The sequence below is a fragment of the Virgibacillus salarius genome (genome assembly GCF_039521925.1).
Taxonomy (GTDB): domain Bacteria; phylum Bacillota; class Bacilli; order Bacillales; family Amphibacillaceae; genus Virgibacillus; species Virgibacillus salarius.
In genome coordinates this window covers 54,353-80,502 of the sequence record NZ_BAAACY010000099.1, presented here as the reverse complement: position 1 = coordinate 80,502, position 26,150 = coordinate 54,353, and the positions used below count along the sequence as shown (strand labels likewise).

The 26,150-nt window shown below is 37.0% G+C and carries 27 protein-coding genes; 26 read left to right on the top strand and 1 reads right to left on the bottom strand.

Annotated elements, in window-relative coordinates:
* The first annotated feature begins 2 nt into the window (after window positions 1-2).
* From fabG to rnc, 3 genes are all read left to right on the top strand, one after another.
* Window positions 3-743 (top strand): 3-oxoacyl-[acyl-carrier-protein] reductase, encoded by a 741-nt coding sequence (fabG, locus tag ABDZ84_RS13340; RefSeq protein ID WP_026680860.1) that lies wholly within the window; start codon window positions 3-5, stop codon window positions 741-743.
* Window positions 744-777: 34 nt separating this feature from the next.
* Window positions 778-1,014 carry an acyl carrier protein gene (gene acpP, locus ABDZ84_RS13335; protein ID WP_026680861.1) on the top strand — a complete coding sequence of 79 codons (237 nt, stop codon included), beginning with the start codon at window positions 778-780 and terminating at the stop codon, window positions 1,012-1,014.
* A 69-nt stretch (window positions 1,015-1,083) separates the two neighbouring features.
* Window positions 1,084-1,767 (top strand): ribonuclease III, encoded by a 684-nt coding sequence (gene rnc, locus ABDZ84_RS13330; RefSeq protein ID WP_026680862.1) that lies wholly within the window; start codon window positions 1,084-1,086, stop codon window positions 1,765-1,767.
* 366 nt (window positions 1,768-2,133) lie between these two features.
* Here rnc and ABDZ84_RS13325 read toward each other — a convergent pair whose 3' ends face one another.
* Window positions 2,134-2,358, bottom strand: coding sequence for a DUF1128 domain-containing protein (locus tag ABDZ84_RS13325; RefSeq protein ID WP_026680863.1), 225 nt, complete (start codon window positions 2,356-2,358; stop codon window positions 2,134-2,136).
* Between the two features lie 231 nt (window positions 2,359-2,589).
* Between ABDZ84_RS13325 and smc the strand changes: the two genes are divergently transcribed.
* The 23 genes from smc to hslU all read left to right on the top strand — a co-directional run bounded on the left by smc (window position 2,590) and on the right by hslU (window position 26,124).
* Window positions 2,590-6,156, top strand: coding sequence for a chromosome segregation protein SMC (gene smc, locus ABDZ84_RS13320; RefSeq protein WP_343781856.1), 3,567 nt, complete (start codon window positions 2,590-2,592; stop codon window positions 6,154-6,156).
* Window positions 6,157-6,169: 13 nt separating this feature from the next.
* On the top strand, window positions 6,170-7,165 hold the full coding sequence (gene ftsY / locus ABDZ84_RS13315; protein ID WP_026680865.1) for a signal recognition particle-docking protein FtsY: 996 nt from the start codon (window positions 6,170-6,172) through the stop codon (window positions 7,163-7,165).
* Window positions 7,166-7,245: 80 nt separating this feature from the next.
* Entirely contained in the window at window positions 7,246-7,566 is a 321-nt protein-coding gene (locus ABDZ84_RS13310; RefSeq protein WP_026680866.1) for a putative DNA-binding protein, read from the top strand.
* Window positions 7,567-7,579: 13 nt separating this feature from the next.
* Window positions 7,580-8,923, top strand: a complete 1,344-nt coding sequence (ffh, locus tag ABDZ84_RS13305; protein WP_026680867.1) for a signal recognition particle protein — start codon at window positions 7,580-7,582, stop codon at window positions 8,921-8,923.
* A 203-nt stretch (window positions 8,924-9,126) separates the two neighbouring features.
* Entirely contained in the window at window positions 9,127-9,405 is a 279-nt protein-coding gene (gene rpsP / locus ABDZ84_RS13300) for a 30S ribosomal protein S16 (RefSeq protein ID WP_026680868.1), read from the top strand.
* A 9-nt stretch (window positions 9,406-9,414) separates the two neighbouring features.
* Window positions 9,415-9,642, top strand: a complete 228-nt coding sequence (locus tag ABDZ84_RS13295) for a KH domain-containing protein (protein WP_026680869.1) — start codon at window positions 9,415-9,417, stop codon at window positions 9,640-9,642.
* 79 nt (window positions 9,643-9,721) lie between these two features.
* A complete protein-coding gene (locus ABDZ84_RS13290; RefSeq protein WP_026680870.1) occupies window positions 9,722-10,111 on the top strand; it encodes a YlqD family protein in 390 nt (129 codons plus the stop codon).
* Window positions 10,112-10,122: 11 nt separating this feature from the next.
* Window positions 10,123-10,638: a ribosome maturation factor RimM gene (gene rimM / locus ABDZ84_RS13285; RefSeq protein ID WP_026680871.1), complete on the top strand. Its 516-nt coding sequence runs from the start codon at window positions 10,123-10,125 to the stop codon at window positions 10,636-10,638.
* Window positions 10,638-11,372, top strand: coding sequence for a tRNA (guanosine(37)-N1)-methyltransferase TrmD (gene trmD, locus ABDZ84_RS13280; protein ID WP_026680872.1), 735 nt, complete (start codon window positions 10,638-10,640; stop codon window positions 11,370-11,372). Before rimM ends, trmD begins: the two co-directional genes overlap by 1 nt.
* A 129-nt stretch (window positions 11,373-11,501) precedes the next feature.
* The gene (rplS, locus tag ABDZ84_RS13275; RefSeq protein WP_026680873.1) at window positions 11,502-11,846 is read left to right on the top strand and encodes a 50S ribosomal protein L19; all 345 of its coding nucleotides are present in this window, start codon (window positions 11,502-11,504) and stop codon (window positions 11,844-11,846) included.
* Window positions 11,847-12,086: 240 nt separating this feature from the next.
* On the top strand, window positions 12,087-12,659 hold the full coding sequence (gene lepB / locus ABDZ84_RS13270; RefSeq protein WP_166529887.1) for a signal peptidase I: 573 nt from the start codon (window positions 12,087-12,089) through the stop codon (window positions 12,657-12,659).
* Window positions 12,660-12,668: 9 nt separating this feature from the next.
* Window positions 12,669-13,520, top strand: a complete 852-nt coding sequence (gene ylqF / locus ABDZ84_RS13265; protein WP_166529886.1) for a ribosome biogenesis GTPase YlqF — start codon at window positions 12,669-12,671, stop codon at window positions 13,518-13,520.
* A 166-nt stretch (window positions 13,521-13,686) separates the two neighbouring features.
* Window positions 13,687-14,457, top strand: coding sequence for a ribonuclease HII (locus tag ABDZ84_RS13260; RefSeq protein ID WP_026680876.1), 771 nt, complete (start codon window positions 13,687-13,689; stop codon window positions 14,455-14,457).
* Between the two features lie 17 nt (window positions 14,458-14,474).
* Complete coding sequence (locus ABDZ84_RS13255; protein WP_166529885.1) at window positions 14,475-16,184, top strand: hypothetical protein; 1,710 nt, start codon at window positions 14,475-14,477, stop codon at window positions 16,182-16,184.
* Window positions 16,181-16,456, top strand: coding sequence for an EscU/YscU/HrcU family type III secretion system export apparatus switch protein (locus ABDZ84_RS13250; RefSeq protein WP_026680878.1), 276 nt, complete (start codon window positions 16,181-16,183; stop codon window positions 16,454-16,456). The genes ABDZ84_RS13255 and ABDZ84_RS13250 overlap by 4 nt, the downstream gene beginning before the upstream one ends.
* Window positions 16,457-16,556: 100 nt before the next feature.
* Window positions 16,557-17,717, top strand: a complete 1,161-nt coding sequence (sucC, locus tag ABDZ84_RS13245) for an ADP-forming succinate--CoA ligase subunit beta (RefSeq protein ID WP_026680879.1) — start codon at window positions 16,557-16,559, stop codon at window positions 17,715-17,717.
* Window positions 17,718-17,826: 109 nt separating this feature from the next.
* Entirely contained in the window at window positions 17,827-18,729 is a 903-nt protein-coding gene (sucD, locus tag ABDZ84_RS13240) for a succinate--CoA ligase subunit alpha (protein ID WP_026680880.1), read from the top strand.
* 226 nt (window positions 18,730-18,955) lie between these two features.
* Window positions 18,956-19,846 (top strand): DNA-processing protein DprA, encoded by an 891-nt coding sequence (gene dprA / locus ABDZ84_RS13235; protein ID WP_343781846.1) that lies wholly within the window; start codon window positions 18,956-18,958, stop codon window positions 19,844-19,846.
* Window positions 19,847-20,192: 346 nt separating this feature from the next.
* Complete coding sequence (topA, locus tag ABDZ84_RS13230; RefSeq protein ID WP_026680881.1) at window positions 20,193-22,271, top strand: type I DNA topoisomerase; 2,079 nt, start codon at window positions 20,193-20,195, stop codon at window positions 22,269-22,271.
* 357 nt (window positions 22,272-22,628) lie between these two features.
* Window positions 22,629-22,940: a hypothetical protein gene (locus tag ABDZ84_RS13225; protein WP_034678895.1), complete on the top strand. Its 312-nt coding sequence runs from the start codon at window positions 22,629-22,631 to the stop codon at window positions 22,938-22,940.
* Window positions 22,941-23,239: 299 nt separating this feature from the next.
* Window positions 23,240-24,139 (top strand): tyrosine recombinase XerC, encoded by a 900-nt coding sequence (gene xerC / locus ABDZ84_RS13220; RefSeq protein ID WP_034678908.1) that lies wholly within the window; start codon window positions 23,240-23,242, stop codon window positions 24,137-24,139.
* A gap of 22 nt (window positions 24,140-24,161) precedes the next feature.
* Window positions 24,162-24,707 (top strand): ATP-dependent protease subunit HslV, encoded by a 546-nt coding sequence (gene hslV, locus ABDZ84_RS13215; RefSeq protein WP_299629665.1) that lies wholly within the window; start codon window positions 24,162-24,164, stop codon window positions 24,705-24,707.
* A gap of 19 nt (window positions 24,708-24,726) precedes the next feature.
* A complete protein-coding gene (gene hslU / locus ABDZ84_RS13210; RefSeq protein ID WP_343781843.1) occupies window positions 24,727-26,124 on the top strand; it encodes an ATP-dependent protease ATPase subunit HslU in 1,398 nt (465 codons plus the stop codon).
* Window positions 26,125-26,150: the final 26 nt, after the last annotated feature.

The window sequence follows — 26,150 nt, the reverse complement described above, 5'->3', positions numbered from 1 at the left end:
TAATGCTTAAAGGCAAAAACGCATTGGTTACAGGAGCGTCTCGTGGTATAGGCCGTTCCATTGCATTAGAATTAGCAAAACAAGGTGCGAATGTCGCCGTGAATTATGCTGGGAGCGAAGATAAAGCGAAAGCTGTTGTCGAAGAAATTAAAGCGATGGGCTCTAATGCTTTTATCGTGCAAGCTGATGTAGCTGATGAGGCAAGTGTTAAATCAATGATTAAAGAAGTAGTAAGTAATTTTGGTTCATTGGACATTCTTGTTAATAATGCCGGTATAACGAGAGATAATTTATTAATGAGAATGAAAGAAGAAGAATTCGATCAAGTAATTAATACCAATTTAAAAGGTGTATTTGTTTGTACAAAGGCAGTTACAAGACAAATGATGAAGCAAAGAGCTGGAAAGATTGTTAACGTAGCTTCCATTGTTGGAGTTAGCGGAAATCCTGGACAAGCAAATTATGTAGCAGCAAAAGCTGGTGTCATAGGTTTAACGAAAACAACAGCAAAGGAACTTGCTTCAAGAAATATTCATGTTAATGCCGTAGCGCCAGGTTTTATATCTACAGATATGACGGATGCCTTAACTGATGAACAGCAAAAGGAAATGCTAGCAATGATCCCTTTAAACAAGCTTGGAGAGCCAGAGGATGTTGCAAAGGTTGTACGCTTCCTTGCAAGCGATGATGCAAACTACATTACGGGCCAAACGATTCATATTGATGGTGGAATGGTTATGTAATACTACGGATTTCCTTGAAAGGAGGTGAAGGAACGTGGCAGATGTGTTTGATCGTGTAAAAGATATTATCGTTGATCGTCTTGATGTGGAAGAGTCAAAAGTAACAATGGAAGCATCGTTTAAAGAAGATTTAGAAGCTGACTCTCTTGATGTGGTTGAGCTTGTAATGGAGCTTGAAGACGAATTTGATATGACAATTGCTGATGAAGAGGCTGAAAAAATAAATACAGTTGGTGATGCTGTTAACTACATAAACAGCACACAAGAATAACAGGAAGAGAAAGTCTCGCGAGTTTTGGCGGGACTTTCCGTATATTTAATGGAAATTGAGGTGTCCAGCGTGGAAATTGCCCAGTTAGAGAAACATTTAAATATTATGTTTCACAACCATATATTGATTAGACAGGCATTTACACATTCATCTTATGTGAATGAGCATCGTAAGGAAGTATTTTCGGATAATGAAAGGTTGGAATTTCTAGGTGATGCTGTACTAGAATTAGGAGTATCTCAATATCTTTTTCGTAAGCATCAACATATGCCAGAAGGAGAAATGACTAAATTAAGAGCCTCTATTGTTTGTGAACCTTCACTAGCTAGCTTTGCCAGAGGTCTTGAATTTGGTCAATTTATATTACTAGGTAAAGGAGAGGAACAAACAGGTGGTCGAGACCGCTCTGCTTTACTTGCTGATGTTTTTGAAGCCTTCTTAGGAGCATTATATTTGGATCAGGGGTTTGATGCAGCGTTACAATTTTTAGAAGACCATGTATTTCCGAAGATTACAGATGGTGCTTTTTCGCATGCGATGGATTACAAGAGTCAGTTACAAGAATTAATTCAACAGATTAAAAATCAATCAATCGAGTATAGAATTATAGAAGAAAGAGGCCCATCTCATCATAAAGAATTTGTTGCTAATGTACTCATTCAAAATGAAATTTATGGATCGGGCATTGGACGCACAAAAAAAGAAGCCGAGCAGCGTGCTGCAAAAGCAGCGATAGATAAATATAATTCATAAAACAACTACAGTTGTTTTAAAGTAGATAGAACGATTAGGATGAGCCGTTGTTTTTTCAGTAGTGCGTCAGTTTTTGTACACAAAAACTGACGCACTCTCGCAGGAAGCAACAGCTCACACTTTTCATTCTTATGAGAAACCACTATTACAGTTAAATAGAATGTAAGTTTGGGAGCTCCCCTTGCAAGCGACTCAACACGCGCCATTTATCCACATGGGTAAATTTTATAATTTCCTAGACTACAAAAAAAGATTTCCTTCACTCATTAAGCTTAGCTAAGTGAAGGAGCATCTTTTTTGGTTCTGTATTCGTGTGGGCAGGCCTCTGTCCCGCGAACTTCATAATGGGAATCGTTACGTATTCACTTAATGCTTTCGAACAGATCGTAGCTCTTCAATAAAAGCTTGTGTTTCTTGAGCGCTGAGTCGCCCTTTCTGTTTAATCATATCATACATAAATTTGATCTCTTCATATTTATTCAAATCATAATCTTCCGGATCCATTATCGTGCGATTAACAACATCTAGTTGTTCAGCAATTTCATCAAGTAAAATCTTTAAATTTTCTGCTGATGGTTTTTCTAAGCTCATTCTATAATATCTCTCCCCTACGATTTAAAACTAATAGAGTATGTATGGTCTACTCTTCTTTTGTTTCTATGTTTATGATAAAATAAATGCGGTAAAAAGCCAAATTTGTTTTTCGTAAAACTAATTATAGAAATACGATGAATAAGAATCGTGCTTGATAAATTTATGATAATTGAGAACTTAAATAGATGCAATTTGTCAATGTTCTTTATTGAATTAGGAGAATGTAATATGTACTTAAAAAGGTTGGAAAGTGTTGGCTTTAAATCTTTTGCAAAACGGATTAATGTTGATTTTGTTCCAGGAGTAACTGCAGTGGTAGGACCTAATGGAAGTGGAAAAAGTAATATAACGGATGCTATTCGTTGGGTGCTAGGGGAGCAGTCGGCAAAATCCTTACGTGGATCTAAAATGGAAGATATTATTTTCCAAGGGAGTGATACACGTAAAGCATTAAATGTTGCAGAAGTAACGTTAGTATTGGATAACCATGACCAGCTCCTACCTTTAGAATATGAAGAAGTAAGTGTAACTAGAAGGGTATATCGTTCTGGTGAAAGTGAGTTCTATATAAATAATCAATCGTGTCGATTAAAAGATATTGTTGATTTGTTCATGGATTCAGGACTTGGACGTGAGGCCTTTTCAATTATTAGTCAAGGAAAAGTGGAAGAAATTCTTAGCTCAAAAGCAGAGGAAAGAAGGACTATTTTTGAAGAGGCAGCTGGGGTTCTGAAATATAAGCAGAGGAAGAAGAAAGCCGAATATAAACTAGCTGAAACACAAGAAAATCTAAACCGTGTAGAAGATATTATTCATGAAATCGAGCAACAACTCGATCCAATGAAAAAGCAAGCACAAACAGCAGAAAAATACGTAGCACTCAAAGAAGAATTAAAGGAAAAAGAAATTTCTTATCTTCTAGCTGAAATTGAGATTATACATAATCAATGGCAATCAACGCTTCAAGAGCTCGATCAAATGAAATTAAAAGAAGTAGAGTTGAAAACAGCGATTCAACAAAAAGAAGCGTCACAAGAAAGTGAAAGACAAGCAATTGATCAATTAGATGGCACCATCGAAAAGCTACAGGCTGATTTGTTATCTATGACACAGCAGTTGGAAAAATATGAAGGAAAGAAGCAATTATTTTTAGAGAGATTCAAGCACTTTGAAGACAACAAAGAAAAACTGGAGGAGCAAAAAAAGGAAACTTCAATTCGAATTGGAAAATTGCATGAAGAAGTTATTCAGGAAAAAAAACGCCTATCTGAATTACAAACCATAAAAGCTGCAACAAAAGGTGAAATTAAACAACTCGAACAGAAGCTAAGCCTAGGAAAAGAGAACCTTGCGGAGAAAATTGAAGATTTAAAATCAGAGTACATCGAGTATTTAAATAAGCAAGCTGTTCGGCGAAATGAATTACACTCCATTGACGAGCGAATTCAACAGCTTGATGGCAAGAAAGAAAAACAAACGGAAAAATTTAAAGACTTACTGCGTGAAAGAGAAAAACTGACAAAGCAAGCAAATCAACTGGCAGAAGATCTAAAGAGCCAAGAAAATAAGTACGCAGACAAAGACGACACTATAAAAGCGATCAAGCAAGAATTGGAGCAAAGAAGAAGTGAGTTCCAAGAAGCGCAGGCAAAATTATATCAAGGGTATCAGTACATCGAAAAAATTAAATCAAAAAAAGAAATGCTTGAAGAAATGAAAGAAGACTTTCAGGGATTCTTTCATGGTGTAAAGGCTGTGCTAAAGGCAAGAGAAGATGGAACCTTGACAGATATTAATGGAGCAGTTATTGAATTAATACATGTACCCAAATCCTATATCACTGCGATAGAAACGGTACTTGGTGGACAGGCACAACACATTGTTGTAAAAGATGATAAGGCAGCAAGACAATCCATCGTATGGTTGAAAAAAACAAATAGTGGCCGGGCAACATTTTTACCGTTAGCTTCTATCCAAGAGCGTTTTATTCCAAGCGAGCTAATGAAGAAGTTAGAGCAGCATCAAGGATTTATCGGCATCGCATCGCATCTAGTCAATGTGGATAATACGTACAGGAAGGCCATTAATCATCTAATGGGACACGTTATTATTGCAAAAACATTAAAAGATGCCAACGAGCTGGCTACTACGGCGATGCGGAAATTTCGTATTGTCACACTGGAGGGAGATGTTGTTAACCCAGGAGGTTCCATGTCAGGTGGAGCGCAAAAAAAGACAAATCAATCTCTATTTACAAGAGAAAAAGATCTACAGGAAATGACGAAGAAGCTAAGGCAGTTTGAATCAAAAACCTTAGATTTTGAAAAAAATGTACAAAAGCAAAAGCAATATATTAGTGAAACAGAAAAACAATTACTTGAAGAAGAACAGAGTATTCAACAAGAGCAGCAAAAACTACAGGAATTACGTGCTTTTCATCGAGAAATTGAAATGAAAAAAGAAACCTTAAACGATAATCTTACATTATACAATCAGGATAAAAAACAATTTGCAGAAGATAAAGAACAGCTCGTTCAACGACAAGCGCGATTAACAGAGGAATTAGCCGACTTAAATAGTAAGACCCAACAACTAGAGGAAGAAATTGAAATAGTAACAAAGCAACAATCGGAAGTTCAAGAGAATAAGGAAAGGTTACAAGAGGAGTTACATCGCAACCATGTATTACTAGCAGAACAGGATGAGCGCGAGAAGAGTCAGCGGGAGAAAACAAATAGTGTTCAGAACCAATTAGCTGAACTACAACGTCAATACGATCTGTATGCTGAGGAATTAGATGATTTGCTTGCTTTTCATCAGTCGAATGAGACGGAAGAGGAAATTGATGCATCTATTTCGAATCATCGTACTGAGAAGGAAAAAATCACAGAAACCATACAAAAAAAGCGAGGAGAAAGATCAGAACGCACGCAAATCATGCAGGATAAAGAGCGTGAATTGAAAGAAGAGAATAAACATTACGAAGCTCTCAGAGCAGATATTCAGAAAAAAGAAGTACAGTCGAATCGAATGGATGTAGAATTAGAAAATCTTCTGTCTCATTTACAGAATGAATACATTATTACGTATGAGAAGGCAAAACAAATCTACGATAAGGCTGAAAATAAAGAAGCATCTCAATCAGCGGTGCAGCAATTGAAGCAGCAAATTGATCAGTTGGGGACAGTGAATTTAGGGGCAATCGATGAGTATGAACGAATCACTGAGCGGTACACATTTTTGACAGAGCAACAAACTGATTTAGTTGATGCCAAGAAAACCCTTTACGATGTAATTGCGGAAATGGATGAAGAAATGAAAAAACGATTTGGCAATACTTTTCAGCAAATAAAGGAAGAGTTTGCTACCGTATTTCAACAACTCTTTGGTGGAGGTCGGGCCGAATTAAAATTAACGGACCCAAAAAGTTTACTGGATACAGGCGTAGATATCGTAGCACAGCCGCCGGGTAAGAAGCTTCAGCATTTAGGGTTATTATCTGGTGGAGAGCGGGCATTAACTGCTATTGCTTTATTATTTGCTATTTTACGAGTGCGTCCAGTGCCATTCTGTGTATTAGATGAAGTAGAGGCAGCGTTAGATGAAGCAAACGTATCACGTTTTGCTAACTATGTAAAAATATTTAGTGAAAATACCCAATTCATTGTAATCACCCACCGAAAAGGTACAATGGAAGAAGCAGATGTTCTATATGGTGTAACGATGCAGGAATCGGGTGTATCTCGATTAGTTTCCGTTCGACTGGAAGATACAAAGGAATTAATAAAGTCATAAGGAGGTAATGGAAATGGGATTTATGGATAAATGGAAAATGAAATTTCAAAAAAATGAAGAAGAAACCAAAGAGGTTTCAACGAAATATAAAGACGGGATGAAGAAGACCCGTCAATCTTTTTCTGGAAGGATTAATGATTTAATAGCTCGATACCGGAAAGTAGACGAGGACTTTTTCGAAGAATTAGAGGAAGTGTTAATCACTGCTGATGTTGGTGTATCGACTGTAATGGATTTAATTGATGAATTGAAAATGGAAGTAAAACGACAAAATATCAAAGACTCCAAAGCGGTGAAGGATGTTATTTCAGAAAAACTCGTTGAAATATATTACGGAGAAGATGATGAACAAACAGAACATCTAAATCTTCAAGAGGAACAACTATCCATTATTTTAGTAGTGGGTGTAAATGGAGCTGGAAAAACGACATCTATTGGTAAATTGGCCTATCAGCTAAAACAACAAGGAAAAAAAGTGGTTTTAGCTGCAGGAGATACGTTTCGAGCTGGAGCGATTGAACAGTTAGATATTTGGGGAGAACGAGCCGGTGTTGATGTAATCAAACAAAACGAAGGTAGTGATCCAGCTGCTGTTATTTTTGATGGAATAAAGTCAGCGAAATCACGCAATGCTGATGTTCTTATTTGTGATACAGCAGGAAGATTACAAAATAAAGTTAATCTAATGAATGAACTAGCAAAAGTTAAGCGAGTTATTGAGAGGGAGGTCCCTGGTGCTCCGCATGAAGTTTTACTTGTATTGGATGCAACTACTGGGCAAAATGCTCTTAGTCAAGCAAAAACATTTTCAGAAGCGACAGATGTTTCTGGCATCGTTTTAACGAAATTAGATGGTACAGCTAAGGGTGGTATTGTTTTAGCTATTCGTCATGAATTACAACTTCCAGTTAAGTATGTAGGATTGGGAGAGAAGATGGAAGATCTACAAGAATTTGATGCGCATGCGTTTGTTTATGGGTTATTTGCGGATATGCTAGAAGAAGATTAATTAGTAGCGGCTTGACATACAAACGGAACATTCGTTATTATATTTTGTAAAGGTAAATCACTTAACAAGGGGTGTATATCATGCTAGAAAAAACAACGCGAATGAATTATTTATTTGATTTTTATCAGGCATTACTTACACCCAAACAGCGAAATTACATGGAAATGTATTATCTTGAGGATTATTCTCTTGGTGAGATTTCTGAAGTATTCGATGTATCAAGGCAGGCTGTATATGATAATATTAAGCGAACAGAACATATGTTGGAAACGTATGAGGAAAAGCTATCCTTATACAAGAAGTTTCAGCAGCGATCTGAGCTTATAGAAAGTCTGGAAGCTGAATTGTCTGAGCAAAAAGCTGTTCAGCAAATCATTCATAAATTAAAAGAATTAGATTAGGGGGACACCTTCTATGGCGTTTGAAGGATTGGCCGACCGCCTGCAAAGTACAATTAAAAAAATTACTGGTAAAGGTAAGGTTTCTGAGCAGGATGTAAAGGAAATGACGAGAGAAGTTCGGCTTGCATTACTGGAAGCCGATGTAAACTATAAAGTTGTAAAAGATTTAATCAAACGAATTAAAGAACGTGCTGTTGGTCAAGAAGTTATGGAAAGCTTAACGCCTGGGCAACAGGTTATTAAAGTTGTAAAAGAAGAGCTAACAGCACTCATGGGTGGCGAACAAAGTAAGATCGCTGTAGCAGACAAAGCTCCAACGGTAATTATGATGACTGGTCTGCAAGGTGCTGGAAAAACAACTACAACTGGTAAACTTGCTAACCTTTTACGGAAGAAACATAATCGTTCACCATTACTTGTAGCTTGCGACATTTACCGCCCTGCAGCAATTCAACAGCTCGAAACGTTAGGGAAACAGCTTGATTTACCGGTATTCTCTATGGGAACAGATGCAAACCCGGTTGATATTGCCCAAAAGGCGATTGAAAAAGCGAAAGAAGAGCATCATGATTATGTAATCATTGATACTGCAGGGAGATTACATGTTGATAGTGAACTAATGCAAGAACTAGAAGAAATCAAATCGGTTGTTAAACCTGATGAGATTTATCTAGTTGTGGATTCAATGACGGGACAAGATGCAGTCAATGTAGCTGAAAGCTTTAATGAACAGTTAGATATTACAGGGGTAGTTCTAACAAAATTAGATGGAGATACTCGTGGTGGGGCTGCTTTATCCATTAAGGCTGTGACAGATAAACCAATTAAATTTGCTGGTATGGGGGAAAAGCTTGATCAGTTAGAAGCGTTTCATCCTGATCGAATGGCCTCTAGAATACTTGGTATGGGTGATGTATTATCGTTAATTGAAAAAGCCCAAACGAATGTAGATGAAAAACAGGCGAAAGAGCTTGAAGAAAAAATGAAGAACATGTCCTTTACATTTGATGATTTCTTAGAGCAAATGGGACAAGTGAAGAAGATGGGGCCATTAGATGATCTAATGTCAATGATTCCGGGCGCTAATAAAATGAAGGGGCTTAAAAATGCTCAAATTGACGAAAAACAAATTTCACATGTAGAAGCCATTATTCAATCCATGACTAAGAATGAACGCCAGGACCCAAGTTTGATGAATGCGAGTAGAAAGAAGCGAATAGCAAAAGGGTCGGGAACTTCGGTTTCTCAAGTAAACAGACTATTAAAACAATTTGAAGAGATGAAAAAAATGATGAAGCAAATGACAAATATGCAAAAGGGTAAGAAAGGTAAAGGAATGAAATTTCCATTTATGTAATTCAGAATTCGGAAGCTCTCAGCTCATACTTGCAAGCTTGAATTGCTTCATGTGATTTGAGAAGAACGAAGGTTCAAGGGCCTAATTACAAGTAGGAAAATCAAAGGATTAAGCATTGTAATGGAAAAACACTTTACAGACTTTCTGTTTTCTGCTAAAATCTAAAAATGTGTTAAATACTTATATTTGGAGGTGCAAGAAGCATGGCAGTTAAAATTCGTTTAAAACGTATGGGATCTAAAAGAAATCCATTCTATCGTATCGTTGTAGCTGACTCACGTTCTCCACGTGATGGACGTTCTATCGAACAAATCGGAACTTATAATCCTGTTGTAAATCCAGTTGAAGTTAAAATAGATGAAGAAAAAGCACTTGACTGGATGACTAAAGGTGCTAAACCTAGTGATACAGTTCGCAATCTATTCTCAAAAGAAGGCATCATGAAGAAATTCCACGAGCAAAAAAATCAAATTGCAAAGTAGTGTGATATCATGACAGCCCTTATTGAATCTATTGTAACGTCACTCGTAGATCACCCAGAAGACATTGTGGTAACGGAAACGGAAGAAGAATCAAAGATTGTTTATCATCTTTCCGTGAACCCTGATGATGTTGGTAAGGTGATTGGTAAAAATGGACGAATTGCCAAGGCGATCCGTACAGTTGTTTACGCAGCAAAAACCAATAGCAATAAGCGTGTTTATTTAGATATTATGTAGAGGGAAAGGGCGGAACCTTTCCCTTTTTACACATTTTTTTACAAGTTACAAGACGCTTTGTGAGAGTGAGGAATGAACGTTGAAAATTATAAAAAAAGTCCTAATCAAGCAAATTGTCACAGAGAAGAGCAAAGAAAAATTAAAAACTAACTTTTACAATCATAAAATGCGGCTTGAACAAGAGTGTCAACAGCTTTTATTCGAACAAAGAAAGCTCTCTAATAAACCAGGAATCTCCAAGCAAGAGGTTGGTCATCGTTTTCAACAGGAAATTAATAATCGTAAAGAAAAAATTAAGCTTGCTGATTTTAAAATAGAGCAACTGGAAATGCTGGAGATGGGTAGTGAAATAATAGAAAAAGAGGTTGAAGCTCTTGTTGAGGTCTCAGAAGGATCGCATTGGAATGAGCTTATGGGTGAAAGTGCTATCGTTGTCAAAGACGATATAGTCATTCGAATTGATGAATAGCAGGTGAGATGATGACAGAGAAAATGTATACTGTAGGGAAGATAATTAACACACATGGAATACACGGTGAAGTAAAGGTACTGCGAATTACCGATTTCGAAGAACGCTTTTCGATTGGAAAGACACTGTATATTGTTAAGGATGGTAATATACAGAAGGAATTAACCATTGAAAGCCATCGTATGCATAAAGGATTTGACCTACTACGTTTTAAAGGATTGACGAATATAAATGATGTAGAGGTTTATAAAGGTTGTAAGTTAAAAATAAAAGAAGATCAGTTGACAGACCTGGCAGAACATGAATTTTATTATCACGAAATTATTGGATGTGCCGTTTTTACAAATGATGGAGAACAAATAGGTACAATTAAAGAAATTTTATCTCCTGGCGCCAACGATGTATGGGTCGTTCGTCGATCACAAGGAAAGGATGTACTTATTCCTTATATTGCATCTGTTGTCACTTTAGTAGATACGCAGGCAAGTAAAGTAATTATTGAGCCGATGGAAGGATTGTTAGACTGATGCACATCGATATACTAACCCTTTTTCCAGAGATGTTTCATGGAGTATTACAGTCATCTATCTTAAAAAAGGCGTATGAAAATGACAGGTTTAGCTACAATTTAGTAAACTTTCGAGATTACACGGAAAACAAACATTATAAAGTAGATGATTATCCGTATGGTGGTGGTGCGGGTATGGTATTAACACCACAACCAATTTTTGACACGGTGGAAGCTGTAAAAAAGCAAAGAAAATCTGATAATTCCAGAATTATTCTCATGTGCCCACAGGGAGAAACCTATAATCAGAAGAAGGCAGAAGAACTTTCTCAGGAGGATCATCTTATCTTTATATGTGGTCACTATGAAGGGTATGATGAAAGAATTAGAGAACACTTAGTAACAGACGAAATTTCTATTGGAGACTTTGTGCTTACTGGAGGAGAAATAGGGTCAATGGTTGTGATGGATAGTGTTGTTCGTTTACTTCCTGAAGTGCTGGGGAATAAAGATTCAGCACCTCAGGACTCTTTCTCGACAGGTTTATTGGAGCATCCACATTATACGAGGCCAGCAGATTTCCGAGGATTGAAAGTTCCAGAGGTTTTGTTATCAGGAGATCACGGGAAAATTAATGCTTGGAGAGAACGACAATCATTGCTAAGAACATATCAGCGTCGACGTGATTTACTAGAACATAAAAATATACCAGAAGAGTGGAAACGATGGATAGAAGAATGGGATGATAAATAAGTGGTTGAAGTCTAGAGTTTGATATGGTATATTAAATGATGTGCTTAAAGTTCCGTCTTTAAGCTTTATAAACGATGTTCCGCTGTCACATAGTAGATATGAGCATTGGTTTGGAAGGAGAGAAGCCAGATGCAAAAATTAATTGAAGACATTACTAAAGACCAACTTCGTAATGATCATCCTGATTTCCGTCCGGGAGACACTGTTAAAGTCCACGTTAAGGTTGTGGAAGGTTCCCGTGAACGTATTCAGGTATTCGAAGGTGTCGTTATTAAACGTCAAAACGGTGGAATTAGCGAAACATTCACAGTAAGAAAGCTTTCTTATGGAGTAGGTGTTGAGCGTACATTCCCAGTACATTCACCTCGTATTGATAAAATCGAAGTATCGCGTCGTGGTATTGTTCGCCGTGCGAAACTTTACTACTTACGCAATCTTCGTGGTAAAGCAGCTCGTATTAAAGAACGTCGCTAATAGTATACGAGTACAAAATCATTGGAAAGGAGCTTGGCAATCTGCACAAGCTCCTTTTTTGTACTAGAGGCTATGGGGAAAATATTGAAGTTTTAAGCAGTATAGCTAGTAAACTAAATGCTTAATTCGTTACTGATATTGCTTAAGATTTTCCAACTAAGAAAGCCCCAGTTTTGTTTAAGTACATAATTATTGTAATATATAAAGAGGGTCTTATGTACAAAGGTTGGAGGGGGAAATATGGGAAAAAGGAAGAAAGAAAAGAAGAACGAATGGTTAGATTGGTTAAAGGCTTTATTAATCGCCTTTGGATTGGCTTTTATAGTTCGGATGTTCTTTTTCGCTCCAATTGTAGTTGATGGACCGTCTATGCTTCCAACATTACATGATGGCGATCAAATGATTGTAAACAAATTTGCTTATCATTTACATGAACCAGAACGATTTGATGTGGTTGTATTCCATGCGTCATCAAAAAAGGATTTTATTAAGCGTGTAATTGGATTGCCAGGAGAACATGTTGAAGTGATTGATAATGTATTGTACATTAATGGAGAAGAAATGAATGAACCATTCTTAACAGATCAAAAGGATAGTCTTAAATCATATCAAATCCTAACGAATGACTTTTCGTTAGAAGACCTTCCTGGTGGATATGATGTTATTCCAGAAGACCATGTATTAGTATTAGGAGATAACAGAGGGAATTCAACGGACAGCCGTGTACTGGGGGTCGTTTCTACTGATCAAATTGTAGGAAAAACAGACCTCATATATTGGCCGTTCAATCGAATGCAGACGATAGGAAAGTAGGTTTAAACAATGACCATTCAATGGTTTCCCGGTCATATGGCAAAAGCTAGACGGGAAGTAGAAGAAAAACTTAAGCTTGTTGATTTTGTAATGGAATTAGTTGATGCTCGAGCTCCATTTTCTTCACAAAATCCGATGTTACAACAAGTGTTACAGAATAAACCAAAGATGATTGTAATGATGAAAAAGGATTTAGCCGATCAGTATGTTACAAACCAATGGCTGGCCTATTTCGAGGAAAAACATATACCAGCAATAGCAATTAATGTGAATGATAGGAATGATATAAAACAAGTCATTCAGTTAGCGAAGGAACAAGCGCAGGCGAAGATGGACAAATTAAGAAAGAAAGGAATACAGCCTAGAGCGGCAAGAGCAATGATCGTAGGAATTCCTAATGTTGGAAAATCAACGCTAATCAATCGTTTAGCGAATAAAAAGATTGCTAAAACTGGTGATAGACCGGGAGTGACAAAACAGCAATTATGGATAAAAGTCAAAAGGGATTTTGAGTTATTGGATACACCAGGTATATTATGGCCAAAATTTGAGGAGGAGCTAGTTGGTTATCGTTTAGCAGCTATCGGTACGATAAAAGATCAATTGCTTTCCTTGCAAGATATCGTGGCTTTTGTCATTACTTATTTACAAAAGCACTATCCTCAAAAATTGGAGGAGCGCTATCAAGTAGACCGTGATATGGACGATATGTGGGAAATCTTTAATGCAATAGGTAAGCAACGTGGAGCACTCGAGAGTGGTGGTAAAGTTAATTTGGCCAAGGTATCCGATATTGTTATTAGGGATTTACGTACAGGAAAACTAGGTAGAGTTTCACTAGAATCTCCTTCTAATCAGTAAATGATGTCCCTAAATTAGAGGGTTACCAAGACATGCATCTTCGGATGGGTGTCTTATTTCATGTCATACGTATAAATCGTCATCAATAGAAAGGTTTAGGGTTTGAAACACTAACAAATTAATGAAACTGGCCGATATTAGATACAGAGAGATAGGTGTTAATACAATGAATAAAAAATCAATAGCTGTACTAAAGAAATTATTTGAAGCCGGAGAATTAAATGAAGAATTGATTTCCCATTTACGGATGGATGAGCGAAAAGGTGTTCAGCAATTAATTGCGAGCTATGAAAAGCGTCAATTAAAAAAACAAGAATTAGAGCAGCGGCATAGGGAAATGATTTCATACGAGAACGCCTGTTATTCAAAAGATATACATTATATTGCAGGGGTTGATGAGGCCGGCAGAGGACCGCTTGCCGGACCTGTGGTAGCAGCAAGTGTGATATTACCAGCAGACTTTAAATTACTAGGCTTGAATGATTCTAAGCAATTAACAGAAGCTGACAGAGATAAATTTTATCAAGTCATTATAAAGAAAGCTTTAAGCTATGGAATTTCGATAATTAATAGCGATAAAATTGATGAAATCAACATTTATGAGGCAACAAAGCTTGCAATGTATGATGCTATTGGCCAACTAAGCCCAACTCCAGAACATGTGTTGATAGATGCGGTGGAGTTAGATTCGCTATCGTGCACATCGGAGGCTATTGTTAAAGGGGACGCAAAAAGTGTATCTATTGCTGCTGCAAGTATTTTAGCAAAAGTAACGAGAGATAATTATATGAAGGATTTACATAATAAGTTTCCTATGTATGAATTCGCTTCTAATATGGGGTATGGAACAAAGCAACACATGGAAAGTTTAGAACAATATGGTGTATGCCCTCATCATCGACGATCATTTTCACCTGTTAAAAATATAGTTTCCTAGGAGGAGGTACTATCGGGATGAGTCTACGAATTTCAGGTGACCAACAAGTAAATACAAGTAATCATATAGCCCCATTGAAGAAAGGGCAAATTATCCAGGGGAGAGTGTTAAAGCTTTTTCCAGGAAATAAAGCGCAAATACAAATTGGTCAGCATAAGATGATTGCACAGTTACAGGCCTCTCTTCATGCTGGTGGAAACTATTATTTTCAAGTAGTAGAAAATGATCAAGTACTGGAATTAAAAGTGCTAGGAGAACGGTCGAGCACGCAGGTGGGGAAAACTGCCCTACAACTATTAGAACAGCTAGGGTTAAAGCAGACAAAGACAAATATGGTATTCCTACAAGAATTAATGCGTGATCAGATCCCCTTTGACAAATCGCAGCTTTCTCAAGCTTTTCAATTATTAGTAGGTAAAAAAGGGAATCAACAAGAACTCTCCATTATAAAAGAAATGATAAGAAATCGTTGGCCAATTTCAAATGCTGTATTTCAGGCACTGGTAACAAAAGATTCGCATTCACTCTCAAAACAATTACTAGAAGTATTTCAGCAATTGCCAGGGCAGGTTAACCATTCACAGCTAAAACAGCAGATAGCTTTATTACTTCAACCATTCTCAGACCAAGCATACCCCAATATGCAAATAAAGAGCATGGTGCCGAATCGACAGGTTATCCCTTTATTACACATACTTGGATTAACGCAACCAACCATTGATAAAACGAATGGAATTATGTCAAATGCTTCCGCTACCACCAATGGGAGTGGTTCTGCTCAGCAACAGGCAGTTACAGGTTTATGGACAGGTATAAAGGGAAATCGGCTTTCCGAAGTAATTGCAAATAAAGCTGACTACATAGCACGAACGGAAAGTTTAGTAAGTGTATTACAAGATAAAATTTACCCTGTTACCGGAAAGCAGCATTTTGGAACAAGTGACATACAACAAATAAAGCAACTAATCAAGGATACATTCCCAAATGTATCTCATTTAAGCAGCCTGCATACGAAATCAGACCTGCAACGATTTATAGTTAATTTAAAATTATTGCAACGTAATGAGACATATACACAATTAGAACAGTTACTACTAAATGGCAAAAATCAGACGAATCTAGGTAGTAAAGACCACTTTTTGTCCGCCATTCGACAAACCATTCAATGGTTAGGTTTAACGTATGAACATACAGTAGCAAATGAGAAAGTGCAACAGCCTACATTAAAGGGAATGCTCATACACATGTTTGCACAGAGTGAAGGAATATTGCATGAACGAGCAAAGCAACTATTACACCATATAAACGCACTGCAACTTCAATCAGTTCAAGAATCAGACAACTTTATCCAAGCTTATTTGCAAGTACCTGGGAATAAGATGGGATTAAAAGGTGATGCGGAATTGTTGTTTGAAGGGAAGAAAACGACTAATGGCGAATTCGATCCTGATCATTGTCGAATTTTATTCGATTTAGAATTGATGTACTTAAAACGTACGGTAATTGATATGCACATACAAAATCGTACGGTAGCTATAACTGTTTTTAATAATAATAAAAGAATAAAGGAGCTATTAGGTTCGTTAAAGCCGTCATTGCAAAACGGGTTGGATTCACTTGATTATCAGCTGTCAACGATTATACATAAACCGTTGCAAGCGGAAAAAGAACCAAAAGAAAAGCTTTCCGTAACCACTACGTACCAAGGGGTGGATTATAAAATATGAAAGATAAGCGAAATAAAGCGGTTGCTCTTCGTTACGATGAAACTCGACAATCTGTCCCAATCGTGTCAGCTTCAGGAAGGGGTTTGATTGCTGAGGATATCATTGCAAAAGCAAAAGAAAATAATATACCTATTATGGAAGATCCATCATTAGTAGCGCTGCTGGCACAATTAAATATAAATGAAGCAATACCAGAGGAATTGTATGAAGCTGTAGCTGAAGTATTTGCCTTTATCTATCGAGCAGATCAAGAAATAAATAAAAATAGATAATATTCGACAAGTCATTGACAATAAATTTCCGAAGTTCTTGTGAAATTTATTGTTTTTTTATACAATGGAAATGCAGTGAAATTTGATGGGAGGATTAAGGATGAACATTCATGAGTATCAAGGCAAAGATATTTTGCGAAAATATGGTGTTAATGTTCCTAATGGATACGTTGCATATACGGTTGATGAAGCTGTGGAAGCTGCAAAAAAATTGGGAAGCGACGTCACAGTGGTAAAAGCTCAGATCCATGCTGGTGGACGTGGTAAAGCCGGTGGGGTTAAAATCGCAAAAAATTTAGATGATGTGCGTACATACGCTGATGAAATACTTGGAAAGACACTAGTAACACATCAAACTGGACCAGAAGGTAAAGAGGTAAAACGTTTATTAATTGAAGAAGGCTGCGACATTAAGAAGGAATATTATGTTGGAGTTGTACTTGATCGCGCTACTTCTCGTGTAGTAATGATGGCTTCAGAAGAAGGCGGTACAGAAATCGAAGAGGTTGCAGCAGAAACACCTGAGAAAATCTTTAAGGAAGTTATTGATCCTGTTGTAGGTTTGTCAGGCTATCAAGCTCGTAGACTTGCATTTAATATTAATATTCCGGATGAACTAATAGGTAAAGCTGTTAAATTTATGACAAGTTTGTACAATGCTTTTGTAGAGAAAGATTGTTCTATTGCAGAAATCAATCCATTAGTAACTACGGGTGATGGAGATGTTTTAGCATTAGATTCCAAGTTAAATTTTGATGATAACGCTTTATTCCGTCAAAAAGATGTTATGGAATTACGTGATTTAGATGAAGAAGATGAAAAGGAAATAGAAGCTTCTAAGTATGATTTAAGTTATATTTCATTGGATGGAAATATTGGCTGCATGGTAAATGGAGCTGGACTTGCTATGTCTACAATGGATATTATTAAACATTATGGCGGTGATCCGGCAAACTTCCTTGATGTTGGTGGTGGTGCTACTGCTGAGAAGGTAACGGAAGCATTTAAGATCATTTTATCTGATTCAAATGTTAAAGGGATCTTTGTCAACATCTTTGGTGGAATTATGAAGTGTGATGTTATCGCTGAAGGTGTTGTAGAAGCTACGAAACAGGTTGGGCTTGAAATTCCACTCGTTGTACGTTTAGAAGGTACAAATGTTTCATTAGGTAAGAAAATTCTTGAAGAATCTGGGCTAAATATTACATCGGCTGGTTCAATGGCTGATGGTGCTGAAAAGATAGTTTCAATGGTAAAGTAAGGAATTTTTAGACCACAATATTTATATGTAAATTCTTGTTTAAGGCAAGAAGTAAAAGGATCGTGAACTATATTATATTGTACAGATCTTGCAGAAAGGACGGACGAAGATGAGTGTATATATTAATAAAGATACAAAGGTAATTGTCCAAGGTATTACCGGTGGAACTGCAAAATTTCACACGAAACAAATGCTTGAATACGGTACAAAAATTGTTGGTGGGGTTACACCTAAAAAAGGCGGTACTGAAGTAGAAGGAGTACCTGTATTTAATACTGTAAAGGATGCCGTAGATACAACTGGTGCTACAGCATCTGTTATTTATGTACCTGCTCCATTTGCTGCTGATGCGATTATCGAAGCAGTGGATGCAGAACTAGATTTAGTTATTTGTATCACAGAACATATTCCAGTTATGGACATGGTTAAAGTGAAACGTTATATGGAAGGTAAGAAAACTCGATTGGTTGGTCCAAACTGTCCAGGTGTAATTACTGCTGATGAAAGTAAAATTGGTATCATGCCAGGCTACATTCATAAGAAAGGACATATAGGTGTCGTTTCCCGTTCAGGTACATTAACTTATGAAGCAGTTCATCAGTTGTCTGAAGCAGGGTATGGGCAGTCCACAGCAGTTGGTATCGGTGGTGACCCAGTAAACGGTACGAACTTTATCGACGTACTATCTGCTTTTAATGAAGACCCTGATACGTATGCTGTTATAATGATTGGAGAAATCGGCGGCACAGCTGAAGAAGAAGCAGCACAGTGGGTAAAAGCAAATATGAAGAAACCTGTGGTAGGATTTATCGGTGGGGCTACTGCACCTCCAGGGAAACGCATGGGTCACGCAGGTGCAATTATTTCTGGTGGAAAAGGAACTGCTGACGAAAAAATTCGTGTTATGAATGAGTGTGGTATTAAAGTCGCAGAAACTCCTGCGGTAATGGGTGAAACAATGATTAAAGCCCTAGAGGAGAATGGTATTAAAGAAACATGTAAAACACATTAATTAATATGCGAACCAGAAAGGGTTCTCCTGTAAAGGTTCGGGTAGATGCAACTGGAATAGGTAAGATTCTAACGAGTAGAGTGAGCCGCCGTGAAACCCTGTAGTGAATGGCGCTTGTTCAAGGAAGCTGTACTTCGTAGAAGAGTATATTTCAGTTGTGTAGGAAGAGAGAGCTGTCTTTTTTGGGGACAGCTCCTTCTCTAATTTTTGAAGGGATGTGTACGTATTGACGGATTTTCGGTTTCGATTAATTCATATTACTCGATGTCGAGGTATTACAAGGCGATGGATTAGAAAGCTACTTCTTATTGATTCTACCCTCACAGAGATCTACAAATTATCTTCTGCAGCAATGAACCGTTTGTATCACCTTCCTCTGAATAATGCTTCAATGTTATATAATGATCTCCACTCGGAGCCCCTAATAGAGCAAATAGAAACAGACTTGCATAACTATCACGTTATAACCCTTCTAGATAACAACTTTTCACCTTTATTAAAAACGATAAAAGATCCTCCGTTTGTTTTATACGCCTTAGGAAACATATCTTTGTTAACACAAGCACCAGCCTTAAGTGTAATTGGAACGAGGAAACCCTCTAGAGAAGCTATGGGAAAGGTACGGACAATTATCCCACCGTTAGTTAGGCAGGGATGGGTGATAGTAAGTGGTATGGCAATTGGTATTGACCGTTTTGCTCATGAAGTTACTCTAAGTCTAAGTGGACATACAATTGCCGTACTTGGTGGAGGGTTTCAATATATTTATCCCAAGGAAAATATCCGATTATATCAAGAACTGACTAAACGAGGATTAGTTTTATCTGAGTATCCACCAACTACTCCCCCTGCTCGTCACCATTTTCCAGAAAGGAATAGGATAATAAGCGGTTTAAGCTTTGGTACATTAGTTATTGAGGCAACTGAAAAGAGTGGTACACTAATAACAGTTGATCAAGCCTTGGAACAAGGGAGAGACGTTTTTGCTGTTCCTGGTTCACCACTAATGGAGCAAACTAGAGGTTGTCATAAAATGATCCAAGATGGTGCGAAATTAGTTATTCATGAAGAGGATATTCGTGAAGAATGGGAAAGATTGCAAAATACGTATGGGTAGATATCTAATAAAAAAGCAGAAATAGGCCGATTAAAAATAAAGTTATATCATTGATATTTTACTAATATTCTTTGACATGGTACATTTTTGTAAGGAAAACTTTTACAAATCTTGGGTCATTTATTTCAGTATGTTTGACAAATGAAACGTATATATTTAATATTAGTGAAGATTTCTAAATTTTTTTGAGTGAAAAAAGTATCCGCTTTAATGCTTGTGATGAATAAGTATATATATGCAAGACAATGAAATGTATTTTATCAATGTACTACTTTTCAAGGTATTCTACCTTGTTGTGAGGGACTTATCAGTACTAGTGGTAACCTCATTTATGGGAGGAAAAGAAATGTCAGATTATCTAGTAATCGTAGAATCACCTGCAAAGGCAAAAACAATTGAACGCTATTTAGGGAAAAAATACAAAGTAAAAGCATCCATGGGGCATGTTCGGGATTTACCAAAAAGTCAAATGGCTGTCGATACAGAAAATGAATATAAACCAAAGTATATTACGATTCGCGGTAAAGGTGATGTAGTCAAAGACTTAAAATCAGCAGCAAAAAAAGCTAAAAAGGTTTATCTTGCAGCCGACCCTGATAGAGAAGGTGAGGCGATTGCATGGCATCTAGCACATATATTAGATGTTGATGAGCATTCCGAATGTCGTGTTGTATTTAATGAAATAACAAAAGATGCTATTAAAGATTCTTTTAAACATCCAAGATCTATTGATATGGATTTAGTGGATGCTCAACAGGCTAGAAGGATTCTGGATCGGCTTGTGGGGTACAATATAAGTCCACTTCTATGGAAAAAAGTGAAAAAAGGCTTGAGCGCTGGACGTGTTCAATCTGTAGCTGTAAAACTTGTAATTGACAGAGAAAAAGAAATTGAAAACTTTAAACCTGAAGAATATTGGTCAATTGAAGGACAATTTCAAAAGGATAAGGATGTTTTTGAGGGATCTTTTTATGGAATTAAAGGTAAAAAGAAAGAATTGAAGACAAAACAAGACGTAAACGATATTCTAAAAGAAATCAAGGGGAAAAAATTCAAAGTTGATAAAGTAAAGAAAAAAGAAAGAAGACGTAATCCTGCGTTACCTTTTACAACATCTTCATTACAACAAGAAGCAGCGAGAAAACTGAATTTCAAAGCCAAGAAAACGATGATGATTGCCCAACAGTTATATGAGGGAATTGACCTTGGAAAAAAAGCGGGGGGAATAACAGGTTTAATTACGTATATGCGTACTGATTCAACGCGTATCTCCGATACAGCTAAAGGGGAAGCAAAGGATTATATTATTGACCAATATGGGAAAACGTATCTAGGTATAAATAAAAAACAGAAAAAGTCAGAGGGTGCACAGGATGCCCATGAAGCAATTCGACCTACATCAGTCGGCAGGGATCCTAAATCCTTAAAGCCAATACTTTCTAGAGATCAGTTTAGGTTGTACAAATTAATATGGGAACGGTTTTTAGCAAGTCAAATGGCACCTGCTGTAATGGATACAATGACTGTACACCTTTTAAATAATTTAGTGGAGTTCAGAGCAACGGGTTCTAAGATTAAATTCAAAGGATTTATGAAAGTATATATTGAGGGGACGGACGATAATAAAAAAGAAGATAATAAGTTTCTTCCAGAATTATCTGAAGGTATGGAAGTAACAGCTAATGATATAAAGCCAAATCAACACTTTACACAGCCACCTCCAAGATATACAGAGGCAAGGCTAGTTAAGACAATGGAGGAGCTAGGAATTGGACGACCTTCCACATATGCTCCGACTTTAGACACAATTCAACGTAGAGGTTATGTAAGTATTGATAACAAACGCTTTATACCTACGGAATTGGGATCAATTGTTTCAGAAATAATGGAAGAGTTTTTCCCTAAGATTATTGATGTTGCTTTCACAGCTAAAATGGAAGGCGATTTGGATGCTATTGAAGAAGGAAAAACAGAGTGGATTACGATTATTGATCAATTTTATACAGATTTTGCAAAGCGCTTGGAAAAAGCAGAGCAAGAAATGGAAAAAATTGAAATCAAGGATGAGCCTGCCGGTATTGAATGCGAAAATTGTGGGCATGAAATGGTTTATAAAATGGGACGCTATGGGAAGTTTTTAGCGTGCTCTAATTTTCCTGAATGTAGAAACACGAAACCAATATTAAAGGAAATCGGAGTGAAGTGTCCAAAATGTAAAGAAGGAAATGTTGTTGAAAGGAAATCGAAAAAACGTCGAGTGTTTTATGGCTGTGACCGATTTCCAGAGTGTGATTTTCTTTCTTGGGACAAACCGATATCTCGACCATGTCCAAAGTGTGATAACTTACTGGTTGAGAAGAAATCGAAAAAAGGAACACAAATTCAATGTACGCAATGTGAATATAAAGAGGCGCCGCAAACATAGGAGCTTTCCCATAAGTCTAATAGGGACTTGTGGGAAGCTCTTTTTTGTAGTCTGATAAATAGGGGCGTGTTGAGCCGTGTCTAGCCCCAGTCGCTACGTTTCTAATCGGGGGCTTACGCTTTTGTACTCTTATTATCATCGCTTTTTTGCTATCGTAGTATGATAATTTCTGCTTTCCGTAGTGGGTCCAAGCCTTCTGAGTTTAAGCTTGTCCTTTCTTTCATGGCTCGTTCAACTTGCTTTCACCGGAATAGTAGATTGCAAGTACAGTTTTACTTTTATGTTATGTGTTAATGAAGGACTAGTAGTTTGAGATGTATAAAAAAAGGCTAAATAGCATATAAGGAGGAAAGTCTGATGACAAAAAAACATTATTATGTAACTGTAGATACACAGGATATTCGAGAAATCTCTATTCCTGATAGTGGTATAGAATATGAAATTATAGCTGATGCAAAAGAGATTGAAATGCTTAAGAAGTTATTCATGAAAAAAAACAACTATGCAGAACTTGCGATCGAGTATTTAGTGAAACCATTTGATGAATGGGGAGCAGATGCTGAACGATCTGCGTATAGTGACCATTTAATAACTATATATCATGAACTATATAAGTTTGGAACAGAAGATACAAAAGCGAAAATTAAAAAGTTAGGTGTAATAAAGTAATCCAAATAGCCGATATCAATGGTATGTGAGCTGTTATAGAAATTTAATTGTGAAATATGAATAGAAATTGTTGACTATGGACTTCGAAACAGATATAATAACGCATTGGTAAGGATATATACTTGACAGTCAAGAGCTAAGTATATGACCTTATTTCTATAGGGTTATAAAAGGAAAAAACAACTAAAAGTGACATCAATTCTGAATTTTGTTACAATTTAGTTAAGTTTATTGCTTCTCACTATTTTCTATGTTATGATTTATTCGCTGCTTAACGGGGTGAAAATTTGAATAATTATATGAATTATTGGCAATCCTTTAAGGAGTATTTACAAATAGAAAAAAACGCTTCGCCATATACTGTTAAATATTATCTGAATGATCTGGAAATATTTTTCGATTTCTTAACAGCAGAAGGTTTATCTAGTCTAGTTGATGTAGATCATAGGGTTGTCCGTTTATTCCTAAACACTTTGTATAATCGGCAGCTAAGCAGAAGATCTGTATCTAGAAAAATATCTAGTCTTCGAACTTTTTTCCGATACTTGGAAAGAGAAGAAGTGCTCACTGGAAATCCGTTTGTACAGGTGAAATTGCCAAAAACGGATACAACGATTCCGGGTTTTCTGTATCAAGAAGAGTTGGAGAAGCTTTTTGAGGTAAATGACCTTACTAACCCATTAGGTCAAAGAGATCAAGCAATTCTAGAACTACTTTACGCAACTGGCATGCGTGTTAGCGAATGTCAACAGCTATCATTGGAGCATATTGATTTCTTCATTGGTACCGTATTTGTTAGAGGGAAAGGCAGAAAAGAACGTTACATTCCTTATGGTAAATTTGCTGAAATAGCATTGGAAACCTACATACAGGATGGTAGGAATACGTTATTGTCTAAAGCAAAGCAATCTTCGGATGCAGTCTTCTTGAACAATCGGGGAAATCCAATAACTACACGTGGAATTAGGGAAGTATTGAACAAGATGGTCGAAAGAGCTGCGTTAACCGTTCATGTACACCCACATAAGTTACGGCATACCTTTGCCACACATTTACTAAATGAAGGTGCAGATTTACGTAGCGTTCAGGAATTACTTGGTCATGAGAATTTGTCAACTACACAAATTTATACCCATGTTACAAAAGATCATTTGCGCAGCGTATATATGAAAAGTCATCCACGAGCAAATGATTATTAATTGAGTAAAGAGGTGAGAAGGCGTGACAAATGAAATGCATGCCACTACGATTTTCGCCATAAGGCATAATGGTCAATGTGCAATGAGCGGTGACGGTCAAGTAACATTAGGAAATGCGGTCGTTATGAAACATAAAGCAAAGAAAGTTCGTACTTTATATAAAGGCCAAGTACTTGCTGGCTTTGCTGGATCTGTTGCTGATGCATTTACGCTTTTTGAAAAATTTGAAGCTAAGCTAGAAGCATATAATGGAAATCTTGCAAGAGCGGCTGTAGAATTAGCAAAAGAGTGGCGCAGCGATAAGGTATTGCGGAAATTGGAAGCTATGCTTATCGTAATGAATAAAGAAAGTATGTTTTTAGTTTCTGGTACAGGTGAGGTCATTGAACCTGATGATGGCATATTGGCTATTGGCTCTGGAGGCAATTACGCACTTAGTGCTGGAAGAGCTCTAGCAAGGTATTCGAGTCAATTATCTGCACGGGAGATCGCTCAATCTGCATTAGAAATTGCCGGAGAAATATGTGTATATACAAATGATCACATCACACTGGAGGTACTTGATTAAAAGGAGGCCTTTTGGAAGAATGGGTATTGATTACACACCGAGACAGATAGTGGGACAGTTAGATAAGTTTATTATTGGTCAAAACAGCGCTAAGCGATCCGTTGCAGTGGCATTACGCAATCGTTACCGTCGTATGAAGCTGGATGAATCGCTAAAGGATGAAATTGTTCCTAAAAACATATTAATGATTGGTCCTACTGGAGTTGGGAAAACGGAGATAGCTAGACGATTAGCGAAGTTAGTTGGAGCTCCATTTGTCAAAGTAGAAGCAACTAAATTTACTGAGGTGGGCTATGTCGGTCGAGATGTAGAGTCCATGGTCCGTGATTTAGTAGAAATGTCTTTGCGGATGGTAAAAGAAGATAAAATGAAGCAAGTTGCAGATAAGGCAGAGAAAGAAGCAAATAAAAAGCTAGTAAATCTCCTAGTACCACATGCTAAAAAGGAAAACAATGCTAGAAATCCATTTGAAATGTTATTCGCTTCTAATTCAGATGACAATCATGAAGATGGAGATCATGATCCGAAAGATGATGAAATTAGCAATAAGCGGAAACGTGTAGAACATCAATTGGCCCTGGGTGAATTAGAAGACCATATGGTATCGGTAGAAATAGAAGAACAAGCTCCTACGATGTTTGACATGCTCCAAGGATCTGGTATGGAGCAAATGGGGATGAATATGCAGGATGCTTTCAGTCAGTTCATGCCCAAAAAGAAGAAGAAACGAAAAATGCCAGTATCAGAAGCAAGAAAAGTATTATCTCAGCAAGAAGCAAGCAAGCTTGTAGATATGGAAGAGGCTGCTCAAGAGGCAGTACAGCTCGCGGAGCAATCAGGTATCTTATTTATTGATGAAATAGATAAAGTTGCTGGTAAACAGGAGCATAGTGCAAATGTATCTAGAGAAGGGGTCCAACGGGACATTTTACCGATCATTGAAGGCTCCACTGTAGTTACAAAACATGGACCTGTTAAAACAGATCATATGCTATTTATAGCTGCTGGTGCATTTCACATGTCCAAACCATCTGACCTGATTCCGGAATTGCAAGGTAGATTTCCAATCCGGGTTGAACTAGATAAACTATCAACAGAAGATTTCAAGCGCATATTAAAGGAACCATCAAATGCGCTCATAAAACAATATAAGGCTTTATTGAAAACAGAAGGTATAAATGTTGTATTTACAGACGAAGCTGTAGATAGATTAGCCGAAATAGCTTATCAAGTAAATCAGGAAATGGATAATATTGGAGCAAGGCGACTTCATACTATTTTGGAAAAATTACTGGAGGATCTTTCTTTTGAAGCACCCGATGTGACGATGGAAAAGATTGAAATAACTCCAGCATATGTCGATGAAAAATTAAGTACTATTGCAAAAAATAAAGATTTAAGTCAATATATACTATAATTTAAAAGGTTGAATGGAGGATCATT

What these genes read in the sequence shown, in the direction of transcription:
- ftsY (WP_026680865.1), top strand. Translation starts at nt 6,170, where the DNA reads ATGGGATTTATGGATAAATGGAAAATGAAATTTCAAAAAAATGAAGAA.
- topA (WP_026680881.1), top strand. Translation starts at nt 20,193, where the DNA reads ATGTCAGATTATCTAGTAATCGTAGAATCACCTGCAAAGGCAAAAACA.
- fabG (WP_026680860.1), top strand. Translation starts at nt 3, where the DNA reads ATGCTTAAAGGCAAAAACGCATTGGTTACAGGAGCGTCTCGTGGTATA.
- lepB (WP_166529887.1), top strand. Translation starts at nt 12,087, where the DNA reads ATGGGAAAAAGGAAGAAAGAAAAGAAGAACGAATGGTTAGATTGGTTA.
- ABDZ84_RS13310 (WP_026680866.1), top strand. Translation starts at nt 7,246, where the DNA reads ATGCTAGAAAAAACAACGCGAATGAATTATTTATTTGATTTTTATCAG.
- ABDZ84_RS13250 (WP_026680878.1), top strand. Translation starts at nt 16,181, where the DNA reads ATGAAAGATAAGCGAAATAAAGCGGTTGCTCTTCGTTACGATGAAACT.
- sucD (WP_026680880.1), top strand. Translation starts at nt 17,827, where the DNA reads ATGAGTGTATATATTAATAAAGATACAAAGGTAATTGTCCAAGGTATT.
- ABDZ84_RS13255 (WP_166529885.1), top strand. Translation starts at nt 14,475, where the DNA reads ATGAGTCTACGAATTTCAGGTGACCAACAAGTAAATACAAGTAATCAT.
- xerC (WP_034678908.1), top strand. Translation starts at nt 23,240, where the DNA reads ATGAATTATTGGCAATCCTTTAAGGAGTATTTACAAATAGAAAAAAAC.
- smc (WP_343781856.1), top strand. Translation starts at nt 2,590, where the DNA reads ATGTACTTAAAAAGGTTGGAAAGTGTTGGCTTTAAATCTTTTGCAAAA.
- rpsP (WP_026680868.1), top strand. Translation starts at nt 9,127, where the DNA reads ATGGCAGTTAAAATTCGTTTAAAACGTATGGGATCTAAAAGAAATCCA.
- ffh (WP_026680867.1), top strand. Translation starts at nt 7,580, where the DNA reads ATGGCGTTTGAAGGATTGGCCGACCGCCTGCAAAGTACAATTAAAAAA.
- hslU (WP_343781843.1), top strand. Translation starts at nt 24,727, where the DNA reads ATGGGTATTGATTACACACCGAGACAGATAGTGGGACAGTTAGATAAG.
- ABDZ84_RS13260 (WP_026680876.1), top strand. Translation starts at nt 13,687, where the DNA reads ATGAATAAAAAATCAATAGCTGTACTAAAGAAATTATTTGAAGCCGGA.
- ylqF (WP_166529886.1), top strand. Translation starts at nt 12,669, where the DNA reads ATGACCATTCAATGGTTTCCCGGTCATATGGCAAAAGCTAGACGGGAA.
- ABDZ84_RS13225 (WP_034678895.1), top strand. Translation starts at nt 22,629, where the DNA reads ATGACAAAAAAACATTATTATGTAACTGTAGATACACAGGATATTCGA.
- ABDZ84_RS13325 (WP_026680863.1), bottom strand. Translation starts at nt 2,358, where the DNA reads ATGAGCTTAGAAAAACCATCAGCAGAAAATTTAAAGATTTTACTTGAT.
- sucC (WP_026680879.1), top strand. Translation starts at nt 16,557, where the DNA reads ATGAACATTCATGAGTATCAAGGCAAAGATATTTTGCGAAAATATGGT.
- trmD (WP_026680872.1), top strand. Translation starts at nt 10,638, where the DNA reads ATGCACATCGATATACTAACCCTTTTTCCAGAGATGTTTCATGGAGTA.
- ABDZ84_RS13295 (WP_026680869.1), top strand. Translation starts at nt 9,415, where the DNA reads ATGACAGCCCTTATTGAATCTATTGTAACGTCACTCGTAGATCACCCA.
- rplS (WP_026680873.1), top strand. Translation starts at nt 11,502, where the DNA reads ATGCAAAAATTAATTGAAGACATTACTAAAGACCAACTTCGTAATGAT.
- rimM (WP_026680871.1), top strand. Translation starts at nt 10,123, where the DNA reads ATGACAGAGAAAATGTATACTGTAGGGAAGATAATTAACACACATGGA.